Origin of the sequence: Runella sp. SP2, assembly GCF_003711225.1 — a bacterium.
Classification (GTDB): domain Bacteria; phylum Bacteroidota; class Bacteroidia; order Cytophagales; family Spirosomataceae; genus Runella.
The window spans coordinates 4,922,447-4,936,417 of sequence record NZ_CP031030.1; the positions used below are offsets into that span (position 1 = coordinate 4,922,447).

The 13,971-nt window shown below is 46.0% G+C and carries 15 protein-coding genes; 12 read left to right on the forward strand and 3 right to left on the reverse strand.

From position 1 onward, the window contains the following. Positions 1-20: 20 nt before the first annotated feature. The 8 genes from DTQ70_RS19755 (at position 21) to DTQ70_RS19790 (ending at position 8,911) form a co-directional block, all read left to right on the forward strand. Positions 21-911 carry an HBL/NHE enterotoxin family protein gene (locus DTQ70_RS19755; RefSeq protein WP_122932404.1) on the forward strand — a complete coding sequence of 297 codons (891 nt, stop codon included), beginning with the start codon at positions 21-23 and terminating at the stop codon, positions 909-911. Between the two features lie 59 nt (positions 912-970). Next, positions 971-1,738, forward strand: a complete 768-nt coding sequence (locus tag DTQ70_RS19760) for a hypothetical protein (RefSeq protein ID WP_164490123.1) — start codon at positions 971-973, stop codon at positions 1,736-1,738. Between the two features lie 2 nt (positions 1,739-1,740). After that, on the forward strand, positions 1,741-2,646 hold the full coding sequence (locus tag DTQ70_RS19765; protein WP_122932406.1) for a patatin-like phospholipase family protein: 906 nt from the start codon (positions 1,741-1,743) through the stop codon (positions 2,644-2,646). A gap of 155 nt (positions 2,647-2,801) precedes the next feature. Beyond that, a complete protein-coding gene (locus tag DTQ70_RS19770) occupies positions 2,802-3,500 on the forward strand; it encodes an NrtR DNA-binding winged helix domain-containing protein (RefSeq protein WP_122932407.1) in 699 nt (232 codons plus the stop codon). A 36-nt stretch (positions 3,501-3,536) separates the two neighbouring features. Further along, the gene (locus DTQ70_RS19775; protein ID WP_122932408.1) at positions 3,537-5,183 is read left to right on the forward strand and encodes a ribulokinase; all 1,647 of its coding nucleotides are present in this window, start codon (positions 3,537-3,539) and stop codon (positions 5,181-5,183) included. 106 nt (positions 5,184-5,289) lie between these two features. Then, complete coding sequence (gene araA, locus DTQ70_RS19780) at positions 5,290-6,774, forward strand: L-arabinose isomerase (RefSeq protein ID WP_122932409.1); 1,485 nt, start codon at positions 5,290-5,292, stop codon at positions 6,772-6,774. Between the two features lie 32 nt (positions 6,775-6,806). Beyond that, positions 6,807-7,511, forward strand: coding sequence for an L-ribulose-5-phosphate 4-epimerase (locus DTQ70_RS19785; RefSeq protein ID WP_206019553.1), 705 nt, complete (start codon positions 6,807-6,809; stop codon positions 7,509-7,511). Between the two features lie 236 nt (positions 7,512-7,747). Next, on the forward strand, positions 7,748-8,911 hold the full coding sequence (locus DTQ70_RS19790; RefSeq protein WP_122932410.1) for an aldose epimerase family protein: 1,164 nt from the start codon (positions 7,748-7,750) through the stop codon (positions 8,909-8,911). Positions 8,912-9,001: 90 nt separating this feature from the next. On the opposite strand, the gene DTQ70_RS19795 is transcribed toward DTQ70_RS19790, so the two are convergent. Beyond that, positions 9,002-9,763 (reverse strand): geranylgeranylglyceryl/heptaprenylglyceryl phosphate synthase, encoded by a 762-nt coding sequence (locus tag DTQ70_RS19795; protein WP_122932411.1) that lies wholly within the window; start codon positions 9,761-9,763, stop codon positions 9,002-9,004. Beyond that, complete coding sequence (locus DTQ70_RS19800) at positions 9,729-10,154, reverse strand: hypothetical protein (protein WP_122932412.1); 426 nt, start codon at positions 10,152-10,154, stop codon at positions 9,729-9,731. Before DTQ70_RS19800 ends, DTQ70_RS19795 begins: the two co-directional genes overlap by 35 nt. Positions 10,155-10,345: 191 nt before the next feature. On the opposite strand from DTQ70_RS19800, the gene tatC reads away from it, so the two are divergent. Next, complete coding sequence (gene tatC, locus DTQ70_RS19805) at positions 10,346-11,248, forward strand: twin-arginine translocase subunit TatC (RefSeq protein ID WP_122932413.1); 903 nt, start codon at positions 10,346-10,348, stop codon at positions 11,246-11,248. Between the two features lie 17 nt (positions 11,249-11,265). Then, on the forward strand, positions 11,266-12,012 hold the full coding sequence (locus DTQ70_RS19810; protein ID WP_122932414.1) for an ABC transporter ATP-binding protein: 747 nt from the start codon (positions 11,266-11,268) through the stop codon (positions 12,010-12,012). On the opposite strand, the gene DTQ70_RS19815 is transcribed toward DTQ70_RS19810, so the two are convergent. Next, complete coding sequence (locus DTQ70_RS19815; protein WP_122932415.1) at positions 11,992-12,447, reverse strand: hypothetical protein; 456 nt, start codon at positions 12,445-12,447, stop codon at positions 11,992-11,994. The two genes, DTQ70_RS19810 and DTQ70_RS19815, sit on opposite strands and share 21 nt — an antisense overlap. A gap of 66 nt (positions 12,448-12,513) precedes the next feature. On the opposite strand from DTQ70_RS19815, the gene DTQ70_RS19820 reads away from it, so the two are divergent. After that, positions 12,514-12,849, forward strand: coding sequence for an arsenate reductase (locus DTQ70_RS19820; RefSeq protein ID WP_122932416.1), 336 nt, complete (start codon positions 12,514-12,516; stop codon positions 12,847-12,849). Beyond that, positions 12,846-13,964: a non-hydrolyzing UDP-N-acetylglucosamine 2-epimerase gene (wecB, locus tag DTQ70_RS19825; protein ID WP_122932417.1), complete on the forward strand. Its 1,119-nt coding sequence runs from the start codon at positions 12,846-12,848 to the stop codon at positions 13,962-13,964. Before DTQ70_RS19820 ends, wecB begins: the two co-directional genes overlap by 4 nt. Positions 13,965-13,971: the final 7 nt, after the last annotated feature.

A 13,971-nucleotide genomic window follows, 5' to 3' on the forward strand; every position in this document is an offset into this window, starting at 1 on the left:
TCGACGTAGCATCTTTTACTATGATAAATGCCCAATTATCTCCGCCGCCTGGTTTTACGGCCAGTGTCCAGACCACAGGGACATCCATTGGCAGCATTAACGCTGCTTGCCAGAATGTTCAAATCATGCCCACCTACAGTTCTCCGTATGCACCTAGCTTACAACAGGACATATCAAACGCCAAAGCAGTAGCCAATCAATGGACGAGTGACATCCTTCGGCAAGTGATGGCCTCACTAGAAGGTATCGTTGGCTTTAATGACTTATTTCAGAGCGTATTCAATGGGCTTTACAACATCGCAGAAGCCATAGCGAAAGGAGACACTACTCAAATCGCCCAATTTCAATTTTTTCTGTCGGCGCTACAACAAGCTACTCAAGCCCAAGAAACCCAAGTAAACTCAACACAAACCGCCCTCACCAATTATTTGATTCAGGTGGATAATACGATGCGAGCGCTCAACAACGACAATTTGCAATTACAAAATGCAGTCAACAGTCTGAATGCTCAAATGCGAAGCCTCGAACAGCAAATGAGTGATGTTCAAAGGAAAATTAACGAAGAAAGTAGCAATCCATTTTCAGAGTTATGGTATAAACTCACGGGCCAGCTTGATAGCCTAAAAAACGAGCAGGCCCAACTCAACAATGAATTAAATAACATCAATCAGCAGTCTTATCAAGCCCAAAATGCGTTGCACGTCGTCACTTCTTACCAAAATTCGTTTGGACAAATTCAAGGAGGAATCAACGGACTCGCTACTGGCTGGGAATCCCTCAATGCTGACTTAAAGGAGACAATTTCTGACGAGAACATCAGTGATTACAACGCCTTTACGCCCGCATTGGTACAGGCGGCCTCCTCCGATTGGCAGCAAGTCGCCAACCTAGCCAATTCATTTATGCGCTAATCAACTCCCCTCGCATGGGGGGAGTTTTACTGTATTAACTCACCTAAACCTCTACAACCGTGCATCGCCTTTACCCACTTCAAACGGTTTTAAGATACGCCTTGAGTGTTCTACTACTGCTCCCCTTCTATTCATGTCGGCGCATCGTAACAGGAACCATTAATTGCAAGGACATTGCCACTTACACGTCGCCCTATGGCCTGTTAAACTCCATTCAGGCGACCGTCGGCGACGTGTATTACATCAATCAAAAGGACAAGTTTGTGGGGTATATGTTCCATCAACAACCCGATTCGAGCCATATTTTGGTGGATAATTCCATCAATTCTTTGATGATTTCGGCGGACATCAATTTATCGACTTCGCTTGATTCGGAGACGCCAAAAATCAAACTTCTCTCGGCCAAAGTGGAAGAAAGTTTGGAGCGAAATACCCAACTCAAGCTCAAAAATGCCACCCGTGTACGGCTGAATCGACCGTACTTTTTTCTCCAAAAAATCGAAACCGAACAAAACGAAACCTTTGCCAAGCTCAACCAAGACAACGTGTTGTTTATGGTCATTACGAGCGTCGTCTATTCCGATTCTCTGTCGCTCGAAACCAAAAACAACAGCACCAACCAGAGCGGGATTCAGACCCTAAAAATTGAAGGCATCACGTTTCAGTTGACGTCCAATTGCAACGATTTAATCAACGTCGAAGGCAAAAAAACGGGGGTGTTTTTTAAGGCATTGTTTTTCAACTACGACAAAAACACCAAAAAGCTCGTTCCTTATACCCAACTTTTTGAATTTAAAAATTACGTCGTCAATACTGTAAATCAATAAAAATGAGCACATTTCCATTTCAACATCTTGTATTTAAGGGAGGCGGCGTCAAAGGCATTGCCTACGTAGGCGCCATGAAAGCCCTCGAAGAAGCTAACATCAGTTCTCAAATCAGCGGCTTTGCGGGCACATCGGCAGGCTCCATTGTGGCGGCCTTGGGAGCTTGCCGCATTTCTTCCGATACCCTCAATACGTTTTTGGCCTCTACCAACTACGAAAACTTCAAAGACAAAGGAAACATCCTTAATTTCCTGACCGACCTTGCTAAGAAATTTGGACTGTATGAAGGGGAGTATTTTTTGGATAGTTGGTTTAAAGTTTTTCTCCAACAACAAGGCATCAACCCTGCCATCACTTTTCAAGAAGTATATGCTAAGTTTGGTACAACCTTGAAAGTTTTTTCAACCGACTTAAACACCCAAAAAATCCAAGAATTTTCCATAACTACCACTCCGAATGTCCAAATCGCAATGGCTGTACGGGCTTCGATGTCCATTCCCTTGTTTTTTAGAGCTTGGCAATTTCCCGACTCAATTCCCAACAACCATATCTTCGTTGACGGTGGCGTCATGTATAATTACCCCATTGATTGCTTTGACAGCCCGACAACTTCTCCCCAATCGACCTTGGGCTTTTTTCTAACCGATTTACACAATGTCTCTCCACCAAATGGTTTAACCTACGGCATTGACTATCTGGAAACCTACATCAAATCGTTGTTTGAAGCCCTTTTAAATTCACAAGATTTGATGATTCAAAAAAACCTTTACGAAGACAAAAGAACCATTCAAATTGACGACTTAGGAATTTCGGCCACCGATTTTAACATTACACCGCAGCAAGTACAAGCTTTGTACCATTCGGGATATACCTCTACCCAAACCTTTTTACAAGCTTTTCTGGGCTAATTTTACCCCCAACTTAGCACCTATTTTTTGTCCTAACCTTTTTGGAAAGTATTCCCAAAAGGGTTAGGCATTTTTAAATCAATAAATTCAAAAAAATAATTTGAAAAATAATAGAAAAGCGGGTAATATTGTGTCCAAACGACACATTCAGAGGAATGAACCAATACCCTCATTCAACCCGCTTACTGGTTGCCATCGACTGTATCATCTTCGGTTTTGACGGAGACGAGATAAAACTGCTAGTTATCAAACGTAATTTTGAACCAGAACGCGGCAAGTGGTCGCTGATGGGCGGATTTGTAAACCAAGAAGAAGACCTGGAAGTAGGAGCTGAACGGATTTTGTATGAGCTAACAGGACTAAACAATATTTATGTCGAACAATTACTAACGTTTGGCAAGGTCAATCGTGATCCTGTAGAGCGCACCATTTCAGTTGTTTTTTTTGCGCTTATCAACATCCACAGCCACGACGAAGAGTCTGTTCGGGCACACAATGCCCATTGGGTAAGTTTGAAAAATATGCCCCAACTCATTTTTGACCACGAAAAAATGGTTCAAAATGCCCTTGAGCGCCTACGCTATAAAGCCGCCCTTCACCCCATTGGTTTTGAACTCCTACCCGAAACATTTACCATTCCCCAATTACACAAACTTTACGAAGCCATTTACGGAATGCAGTTGGACAGACGCAACTTCAGTCGTAAGATTTTGTCCACGGGCTTGCTAGTAGATACGGGGGAAAAAAATGAAAACTCAGCCACAAAAAAAGCCATTTTGTACCGCTTAGACAAAGAAAAATACGAAGACAAATTTCACTCATTTTGGTATTTTATGCCAGAACCTTCCGCCTAAACATCTAACATTCAACGAAATAGAATAAAACATATCATGCAACATCAATACACTATTGGGCTAGACTACGGCACCGATTCGGTCCGCGCCTTGGTGGTGAATACCCAAACGGGTGAAGCGGTGGGTACAGCCGTACATTACTACGAGCGTTGGAAAAAAGGACTCTACTGCCAACCTGAATTATCGCAGTTTCGCCAGCATCCGCTCGACTACGTTGAAGGGCTTGAGGCGTCTATCAAAGGGGCATTACAAGGGCTTTCAAGCGAAGTGGCAGCCAATATCGTAGGAATTTCGATTGACACGACAGGCTCTACCCCCGTGGCCGTCGATGCCCAAGGAACACCGCTGTCGTTGCTTCCCGAATTTGCCGAAAACCCCAACGGCATGTTTATTCTTTGGAAAGACCATACGGCCAACGCCGAAGCCGAGGAAATCAACGAAGTAGCCCACCGCTGGCCCATTGATTACACCAAATACGTTGGGGGCATTTATTCTTCCGAATGGTTTTGGGCAAAAATTTTACGTACCCTCCGCGTCGATGAGCAGGTGCGTGCCCATGCTTTTTCGTGGGTAGAACACTGCGACTGGATTTCGGCGGTGCTAACGGGCAATACCCATCCGTTAGAAATGAAACGCTCACGCTGCGCCGCAGGGCACAAAGCCATGTGGCACAACGAGTTTGATGGCCTACCTGCCGAAGATTTTTTGGTGGCCATTGACCCGCTGTTAGAAGGATTACGCGCTCGTTTATTCCAAGACTCCCATACTTCAGACCAAGCCATGGGCGTCATTTCGGAAGAATGGGCTACTCGTCTTGGTTTGGCCAACAACGTCGTGATTGGCGTTGGAGCTTTCGACTGCCACATGGGCGCCGTTGGAGCCGAAATTCAGCCCTACGATTTTGTACGCGTCATGGGTACATCTACCTGCGATATGCTCATTGCCCCCAATGAAGAAATCGGCCACTTGTTGATTCGCGGTATTTGTGGGCAAGTGGATGGCTCAATTATCCCTGGAATGCTCGGAATGGAGGCAGGTCAGTCGGCTTACGGCGATTACTACGCGTGGTTTCAGCGGGTCATTACCGAGCCTGTTCGCGCATTGCTAGGGGAAGCTGCCGCCGAAGAACTCGCCCAAAAACTAATTCCATACCTTTCGGAAGAGGCCGCCAAACTGCCCGTAACGGACAAAGACCCCGTTGCGCTCGACTGGGTCAATGGCCGACGTACCCCCGACGCAAACCATTCGCTCAAGGCCGCAATTGCTGGACTTAACCTCGGTACCGACGCCATCAAACTATTTAAGGCCATTGTAGAAGCTACGGCATTTGGTTCCAAAGCCATTGTGGACCGCTTCATCAACGAAGGTGTTCCCATCAAACAAGTAATTGCAATTGGTGGCGTGGCAAAAAAATCACCCTTTGTGATGCAAACACTCAGCGACGTCTTAAACATGCCCATCAAAGTGGCTAGTTCGGACCAAGCCTGTGCCTTGGGCGCAGCCATGAATGCCGCAGTTGCCGCAGGAGTGCACGCAACGCTATTCGACGCTCAAAAAGCGATGGGCTCGGGTTTTGATGCACTTTACGAACCAAATACGAGCAACGTTCCTGTTTATCAAAGACTTTACCAGAAATACATCCAACTTGGCGGATTTGTTGAAAAGGGCATTTTAGTGAATTAACCTTGCAAATCTTACATCGGGATGTAAGATTTGCAAGGTTAATGGAGAATATGTAGTGTCCTCGAAATCATCGACCATTTAACAACATTAAATTTAATTACCTAATATGCTAAAACAGTTTGAAGTCTGGTTTGTCACAGGAAGCCAGCATTTATACGGAGAAGAAACCCTCCGTCAAGTTGACGAACACTCTCAAATCATTGCCGATTTTTTCAACGACTCTCCTACCATCCCCGTACGAGTTGTTTTTAAGCCCGTTGTCAAAACACCCGACGAGATTTTGACCATTTGCAAAGAAGCCAACAGCACTCCCAACTGTGTGGGTATTATCACGTGGATGCACACATTTTCGCCCGCTAAAATGTGGATCAATGGCCTCAATGCACTTCAACTTCCGTTGCTCCATTTACATACCCAATTTAACCGTGACATTCCATTCAACGACATTGACATGGATTTCATGAACCTCAACCAATCGGCGCACGGCGACCGTGAGTTTGGGTTTATCATGACTCGGATGCGCCTCAACCGCAAAGTGGTCGTAGGGCACTGGCAGTCAGAGAATGTTCTCGAAAAAATCAACATTTGGAGCCGCGTGGCCGCCGCTAAATACACCATGCAAACCATGAAAGTGGTACGTTTTGGGGATAACATGCGCCAAGTAGCCGTAACAGACGGCGACAAAGTAGCGGCTGAAATGAAGTTTGGATTTTCGGTCAATACCCACGGGGTAGGCGATTTGGTGAAGTACATCAATCAGATTTCGGAAGCCGATATTTTTACCCTTCTCCAAGAATACGAAGACACCTACGAGATGATGCCTTCGTTGCTCAACGGCGGATTGATGCGTCAGTCGGTCTTTGAAGCAGCACGTATCGAATTGGGTATCAAAGCCTTTTTGGAAGAAGGTGGTTTCTCGGCTTATACCAATACTTTTGAAGACCTCCACGGAATGCGTCAACTTCCAGGCATTGGCTCTCAGCGCATGATGGCCGCAGGCTACGGCTACGGTGGCGAAGGCGACTGGAAAACCTCGGCCATGGTACGGGTCATGAAAGTAATGGCCAGCGGCTTGAAGGGCGGAAACTCATTTATGGAAGATTACACCTACCACTTCGACCCTGCAAATCCGATGGTACTCGGCTCGCACATGCTCGAAATTTGCCCAAGCATTGCCGCCAATAAAGTCAAATGCGAAGTACATCCGTTGGGCATTGGTGGCAAAGAAGACCCCGTTCGTTTGGTTTTCAACGCTGCCGCAGGGCCTGCCCTCAACGTTTCTTTGATTGACTTAGGCAACCGTTTTCGTTTGTTAGTCAACGAAGTAGAGGCTGTAGAAGTAACCGAAACTTTCCCGAAACTTCCAACGGCTCGTGCCCTGTGGAAGCCTCAGCCAAGCATGGAAGTCGGCCTGCAAGCGTGGATTTTGGCGGGGGGGGCTCACCACACAGTGTATAGCCAAAACCTCACGACCGAGTACATCGAGGATTTTGCCGAAATGCTGGGGGTAGAGCTTGTGGTCATCGACAAAAATACGACCATTCGTGGGCTCAAAAACGACCTGCGTTTCAGTGAAGTAGCGTACAAATAGTTTTTGTGTTAGAATTTTAGCCACCACTTAGTATGAGTATCTATCAATCGCTGAAAGAAGAGTGCTTTGAAGCCAACATGCAACTTCCCAAGCTTGGGCTAGTGCTTTTTACCTTTGGTAATGTAAGTGCTGTTGACCACTCGAAGGGCGTGTTTGCCATCAAACCAAGCGGAGTTCCGTACGAAAACCTACGTCCAGAGGACATCGTTATCATGGATTACGATGCCAAGGTGGTCGAAGGTAGTATGCGCCCATCGTCTGACACAAAAACGCACGCGTTGTTATACAAAACCTGGGAAGACATCGGCGGAATCACCCATACACACAGCACCTATGCCGTGGCTTGGGCCCAAGCGGGGCTCGACATTCCCATTTTTGGAACGACCCACGCTGACCATACCCATCAAGACATTCCTTGTGCACCCGTCCTTACCGACGCGATGATTGAGGGCGATTATGAGCACGAAACGGGTAACCAGATTTTTGATGTTTTTAAAGCCAAAGGGCTTTCACACAAGGAAGTTGAAATGGTTTTATTACAAAATCATGGGCCATTTACGTGGGGGAAAACGGCGGAGAAGTCTGTGTACAATGCCGCAGTATTGGAAGAAGTGGCACGAATGGCCTACCTCACGCTACAAATAAACCCCAACACTCCGCGTATTAAAGATACGCTCCGTATGAAACACTACGAACGTAAACACGGTAAAAACGCCTACTACGGACAAGGATATTAGGGAGTAAGTCTCTCAAGACAGAATGTCGAATCATTACCTACCCGAAAGTTCTGAAACTTTCGGGTAGGTCTCCGTGGGCAAGGATGTTTGGAGGTTCCAAGGGCTGAACTTCCCGAGAGTTGTACAACTTTCGGGAAGTTGTTAGCAACCCTCACCACAAACCCTTGAACAATTGAGTATATTTTTCCAAAAGAATGGTTTAGTTTATTTAAACATTCAACCCAACCAATTATTCCATGAAATCTACCTTTTTCCCTCTCCTTTTGGCAGGGCTAGTCATTTTCCAAAGTTGCTCCAACAAATCCTCAGAAAGCAGCGAGTCAACCACCGAAACGCAAGCGCTCAAAATTGAAAAAACCGATTTTGGAAAACTTCCTGACGGACAAGCTGCCGAGCTTTATACCCTCAAAAATGCCAGTGGTATGGAGGCAAAGATTACCAATTACGGTGGCATTATTACCCATCTTACTGCTCCTGATTCTAGCGGTGTGTTCGACGATGTGGTTTTGGGGTACGACTCCTTGGCGGGATACCTCAAATCAAGCCCCTATTTTGGCGCCATTGTAGGCCGATACGGAAACCGCATAGCCAAAGGAAAATTTACACTTGATGGTAAAACCTATACGTTGGCTGTCAACAACATGGTCAATCACCTTCATGGTGGTACAGTAGGCTTCGATAAAGTTCTTTGGAAAGCCGAACCGATTGAAGGCGAAGAACCTGCGCTTAAACTTTCGTATGTGAGCAAAGACGGCGAAGAAGGCTACCCAGGCAATCTGAACGTAACGGTGACTTATACGCTTCAAAAAAACAATTCGCTTAAAATTGATTACACTGCCACTACCGACAAAGCAACGGTCATTAACTTAACTAACCACACGTATTTTAACCTAACGGGAGCAAAACGTGACATTCTTGATCATCAGCTGACTTTGAACGCTGACCGCTTTTTGCCAGTCAACGAAACATTGATTCCAACGGGAGAATTAAAGCCTGTAGCAGGAAATGTATTTGATTTTACCAAAGCGACGGCCATTGGTGCACGTATCAATGATGCTAAAGACCAACAAATCAAGTACGGTGGTGGCTACGACCACTGCTGGGTGTTGAACAAAAAAGACAAGGAGCTTAGCCTAGCTGCTACGGTGTATGAGCCTACAACGGGCCGTATCATGGAGGTTCAGACAACCGAACCTGCAATTCAGTTTTATACAGGTAATTTCTTGGACGGCAGCATCACGGGAAAGAAAGGGACAAACTATCCAAAGCGCTTTGCGCTCTGCCTCGAAACCGAGCACTATCCAGATTCACCTAACCAATCAGCATTTCCAACAGTGGTGCTAAAACCAGGTGAAACATACCAAACAACAACGATTTATACGTTTTCTGCGAAGAAATAGCGAAATGAAAAGGGCAAGTGTGCAAAGGGCATAAAAGGCAAGAGGCAAGTTTTGCCCTTTGCACACTTGCTAACTTGCCCCTTCCTTCTTTCAGACGGTTACTTTATCATTAAAAGCCCTGACAAGTTGGGCAATTTCGGGAAGTAAATCGGGATTTTGTTCAATGCCGTTTCCTACCACAATCACGTCGGCACCTGCTTCGAGAGCGGCTTGTGCTTTGGCAGAAGAATTGATTCCTCCTCCCACAACGATAGGTGTGTCCACCGCTTTGCGGACAGCTGCAATCATTTCGGGCGAAACGGGTTTTTGAGCCCCGCTTCCTGCATCCAAGTACATCACTTGAAGTCCTAGCAATTCGCCAGCCATGGCCGTACAAGCGGCTACGCTAGGTTTATCGTGTGGAATGGGTGTGGTGTTACTAATATAAGAAACCGTGGTAGCACGGCCACTTTCCACCAACATATAACCCGTAGGTAATATTTCCAGTTGACTACGTTTCAACAAAGGAGCTGCCACCACGTGTTGGCCAATAAGAAGTTCAGGATTACGTCCCGAAATCAGCGACAACAACAAAATAGCGTCGGCGGAAGGCTCAATGTGAAGGCTATTGCCAGGAAATAAAATGGCAGGAATGGATGTATGCTCGTGAATGGCCTTGATGATGTCGTCGGCGGCATAGCGTGTAATGAGGCTTCCTCCCACAAAGAAGAAATCAACCCCGTGACGTACACTCTCGGCCAATAAAAAAGGGAATGACGAAAACTCGACCTTATCGGGATCGAGCAAAACGGCAAATGCCTTACGTCTTTCTTGAAGATTATCCTGGAGTATCGTTCGTATTCTTGACCTCATTCGTATGTTGCTGTGTAGCCAAAAAATCCATTAATTTTTGACGTGCTATATCCAACGCCCACGTCATCGCCAACGAAGTCGCCGTTTTTACTAACCACGACGGTTGGTTGTTGGTTCGTTCGGGCAATGCAAAAGATGCTTGTTGTTTGGTTTTGACTTCGGGTTCATCGTCTGGTAACAGTAGCTCTAGCACTAAATAAACCGCCGCAATTGCCCCGCCTATCACCAAAGCCTGCTTACCAACACGCGCCGCGTCATCTTTCAAATCCGTCATTTTTTCTTCCAAGAGTTTACGGTACCCTTCCGATACCTCCTTCAGCTCCGTTTTGCGGCTGTTGGTATCTCCGAAAGGCTCTTCAAACGAAAGGATATTTTTAGGAAGTGATGCCATTGGGTGGTTATTTTATCGTTAAGCATTAAAATCTGCTTAAAAAAATCAGCTAATTCTTTCTCAAAAGTCGTAAAAACCTCTTAGATGCCCAAAACAGAACCTTATTTTTAAAGAAATTGTAATGCAAACACGTCTAAGCGCGTACCTTTGTAGTTCCTATACATTACCAATCATTCCTTATTTGAAACAAAATGCCACTCGATCAAGAATTTGACAACCCCACCCACGAAGAATCAGAAATGACGTTCATTGAGCACCTCGAAGAACTACGCTGGCACGTTATCCGAGCTGTAGGTGCAATTATTGTTTTTACCATTGGGGCATTCATCTTTATTGAAGAGATATACGATAAAATTATTTTGGCCCCCTCTCGTTCGGATTTCTGGACCTACCGAATGTTGTGTAAAATCGCCGATTTCACGGGGGCTCAGGGGCTTTGCATCGACCAGCTTGATTTTGAACTTCAAAGCCGCGAAATGGCTGGGCAATTTACGATGGCGCTCATGTCAGCGCTTATCATTGGCCTTCTCTTTGCTTTTCCTTACGCGTTTTGGGAAGTTTGGCGTTTCATCAAACCTGGCTTGAAACCTTCTGAGCGCAAAATGTCGCGCGGGGCGGTATTTTACGTTACGTTTTTGTTTATGTCAGGGGTGCTTTTTGGTTATTACGTCGTTGCTCCATTGGCCATCAACTTCCTTGCCAATTTTAAGCTTGACCCGCGCATCAAAAACCAATTCGATATTACGTCGTACGTAGGATTAATTTCAATCTTGACGCTCGCTTGCGGTCTTACGTTCCAATTGCCTGTTGTGGCGTTTGTTCTTTCTAAAATTGGTTTTCTCAATCCACGCTTCATGCGGGAATACCGTCGTCACGCCTTTGTGGTCATTCTTATCTTAGCCGCAATCATCACGCCTTCGCCTGATGTACTTAGCCAAGTATTGGTGGCTTTGCCGCTTTCGTTGCTTTACGAAATCAGTATTTTTGTATCGGCCTGGGTAGAACGCAACAAAAAAGCAGACGCTGAATTGGAAGCCAAACAAGAGGAAGACGATGCTTTTAACAACCCTTGGACACCCGACGCCGACGTCTAATGAAAATCATAGCATAAATGATTCAGTTTATTGATATACAAAAATCGTTTGAAGGGCGAATCGTATTGGGAGGTGTCTCAGGCACATTTAAGCCTGGTGACACCAGCCTCATCATTGGCGGTAGTGGTACAGGAAAAAGCGTTTTGCTCAAATGCTTGATTGGTCTTATTCGCCCCGACAACGGCCAAGTACTTTACAACGGTCGCGATTTTTGGAACAGCGACGAAGAAGTACGAAAGCAAGTTCGCCGCGAAATGGGGGTTTTGTTTCAGGGTGGGGCATTATTTGACTCTAAAACCGTAGCCCAAAACGTACGTTTTCCGCTTGATATGCTCACCGACATGAGCGAGAGCGAAAAAAACGACCGTGTCATGGTTTGTCTCACGCGGGTGGGGCTTGACCATGCCGTCAATCGGATGCCTTCTGAAATTAGCGGGGGGATGAAAAAACGCGTCGGTATTGCTCGGGCAATTGTAATGAACCCCAAGTATTTGTTTTGCGACGAACCCAACTCGGGCCTCGATCCACTTACTTCGATTAAAATTGATGAACTAATCAAAGAAATTACGGACGAGTATAACATCACCACCGTCGTCATTACGCACGACATGAACTCTGTACTCGAAATTGGGGAGAAAGTAATGTTTCTTTACAAAGGCTATAAACTCTGGGAAGGCGACAACAACACCATTCTCCAAGCCGATGTTAAAGAGCTCAACGAGTTTGTCTTTGCCAGCAAGCGCCTACGAGAGATGGGAAGATAACGCAAACGCTTTCTTATAAATGGGTTTTCGGTAGGCAAACTGCGCCCACAACAACGGGTACATCAAATAGTCGGTTACCCAAAGAGGTGTTTTAAATTCGATTTCGTCCGCAATGATTGTACCGCCTGCTTCTTGGCGAACGATTCGGTGACGATGTCGCCAAAAGCGCAAGAAAAAAGGCAGTTTTGTTCCCTCATCAACAAAATAAATCTCCGATTCGGACGACTGCTGTTCCCTGATGTAGCTTATCCATTGCTGTTTAAAAAGCAAAAAATTAAGCTCCAATACCACCGTATTGCCCGCTAAGCAACCATCAAACCGTACTACGCGCACAGGAGGAAAGGGTGGGCTAAGCTTGCGAAACAATTCCTCATTGAACCCTTGCCAAACCACTTGGTAAGGCTGACTTACATGCGTTTGAATACGTAATTTCATGCAATATAAACTTCCTGCTCTGCAAAAAGTTTTCTACTTTTGGGCTTTTCGACCATCTTTTATTCTATGCTTACAGTTTACGGTATCTCCAACTGCGACACCATCAAAAAAACGCTCAATTGGCTCAAATCCAACCAAATGGAATTCTTATTCCATGACTATAAAAAGCAAGGAATTTCGCGCGAAACGATTGAAAATTGGCTCTCTCAAACCGATTGGACGAAGTTAGTAAATAAAGCAGGCACTACCTTTAAAGCACTTTCTGACGAGCAAAAAGCAGCGATTGTAGATTCGCAAAGTGCCCTTGAATTGATGCTCGAAAAACCTTCTTTGATTAAGCGCCCTGTGATTGAAAACAGTGGGAAAATCGTAAAAATTGGTTGGAAACCCGAAGGATTATGAAAATCCTTACTGTTTTTGGCACTCGCCCCGAGGCCATCAAAATGGCCATGCTGGTGCGTCAGCTCCGCCACCACCCACATTTTGAGCATAAGTTATGCGTAACGGGTCAGCACCGCCACATGCTCGACCAAGTGCTCGAATTATTTGAGCTGACGCCTGATTTTGACCTCAACATCATGCAAGCAGGGCAAGATTTGACCGACGTCACGTGTCGAATCCTCACGGGGTTGCGTACCCTTTTCCAGTCGTATCGCCCCGACCTCGTGCTTGTACACGGCGATACCACTACTTGCATGGCTACGTCGTTGGCGGCTTTTTACGCTGGCATTAAAATAGGCCACGTTGAGGCAGGACTACGCACGGGAAACCTGCAATCGCCTTTTCCTGAAGAAGCCAATCGCCTCATCACCGACCGCCTTGCCAACTATTATTTCGCCCCTACCGACCGCAATGTGGAAGCTTTGTTGCGTGAAGGTGTTGCCCCAAATGTGATTGTCAAAACAGGGAATACCGTCATAGACGCGCTCCTGCACGTAAGCAAGCAAGTAGAAGGTTTCTCAGAACGGGTATCGGGGGACTTGAAGCAGCTTTTTTCTACCAATCGTAAGATTTTATTGGTCACAGGGCATCGTCGCGAAAACTTCGGCGACGGTTTTATTCAAATATGCGAAGCCCTGCACGACCTCGCCCAACAGCATCCCGCGTTAGAAATTGTCTATCCAGTACACCTCAACCCGAACGTCCAAAAGCCTGTTTATGAACATTTGGGTGGCCTGCCCAACGTACACCTTCCTAATCCAATGGATTACGCTGATTTTGTGTATGCGATGAAAAACAGTTGGGCTATTCTCACTGATTCGGGCGGCGTACAAGAAGAAGCTCCGAGTTTGGGCAAACCCGTACTTGTGATGCGCGACACCACCGAGCGACCCGAGGCCGTCGAAGCTGGCACCGTTCGGCTCGTGGGAGCCAATCGCGCTACCATCACCCAAGCCGTTACTGAACTTTGGACACAAGCACCTGTCTATCAAGCAATGTCAGAAGCCAATAACCCCTATGGCGATGGTTTGGCGAGTCAACGAATTATTGATTTTTTAGAAAGTATTGTCGGTTAGGAGTAAA

Bases quoted from the DNA above. Each gene is read 5' to 3' on its own strand.
- DTQ70_RS19755 (WP_122932404.1), top strand. From the start codon at position 21: ATGATAAATGCCCAATTATCTCCGCCGCCTGGTTTTACGGCCAGTGTC.
- DTQ70_RS19765 (WP_122932406.1), top strand. From the start codon at position 1,741: ATGAGCACATTTCCATTTCAACATCTTGTATTTAAGGGAGGCGGCGTC.
- DTQ70_RS19770 (WP_122932407.1), top strand. From the start codon at position 2,802: ATGAACCAATACCCTCATTCAACCCGCTTACTGGTTGCCATCGACTGT.
- DTQ70_RS19775 (WP_122932408.1), top strand. From the start codon at position 3,537: ATGCAACATCAATACACTATTGGGCTAGACTACGGCACCGATTCGGTC.
- araA (WP_122932409.1), top strand. From the start codon at position 5,290: ATGCTAAAACAGTTTGAAGTCTGGTTTGTCACAGGAAGCCAGCATTTA.
- DTQ70_RS19785 (WP_206019553.1), top strand. From the start codon at position 6,807: ATGAGTATCTATCAATCGCTGAAAGAAGAGTGCTTTGAAGCCAACATG.
- DTQ70_RS19790 (WP_122932410.1), top strand. From the start codon at position 7,748: ATGAAATCTACCTTTTTCCCTCTCCTTTTGGCAGGGCTAGTCATTTTC.
- DTQ70_RS19795 (WP_122932411.1), bottom strand. From the start codon at position 9,763: ATGAGGTCAAGAATACGAACGATACTCCAGGATAATCTTCAAGAAAGA.
- DTQ70_RS19800 (WP_122932412.1), bottom strand. From the start codon at position 10,154: ATGGCATCACTTCCTAAAAATATCCTTTCGTTTGAAGAGCCTTTCGGA.
- tatC (WP_122932413.1), top strand. From the start codon at position 10,346: ATGCCACTCGATCAAGAATTTGACAACCCCACCCACGAAGAATCAGAA.
- DTQ70_RS19810 (WP_122932414.1), top strand. From the start codon at position 11,266: ATGATTCAGTTTATTGATATACAAAAATCGTTTGAAGGGCGAATCGTA.
- DTQ70_RS19815 (WP_122932415.1), bottom strand. From the start codon at position 12,447: ATGAAATTACGTATTCAAACGCATGTAAGTCAGCCTTACCAAGTGGTT.
- DTQ70_RS19820 (WP_122932416.1), top strand. From the start codon at position 12,514: ATGCTTACAGTTTACGGTATCTCCAACTGCGACACCATCAAAAAAACG.
- wecB (WP_122932417.1), top strand. From the start codon at position 12,846: ATGAAAATCCTTACTGTTTTTGGCACTCGCCCCGAGGCCATCAAAATG.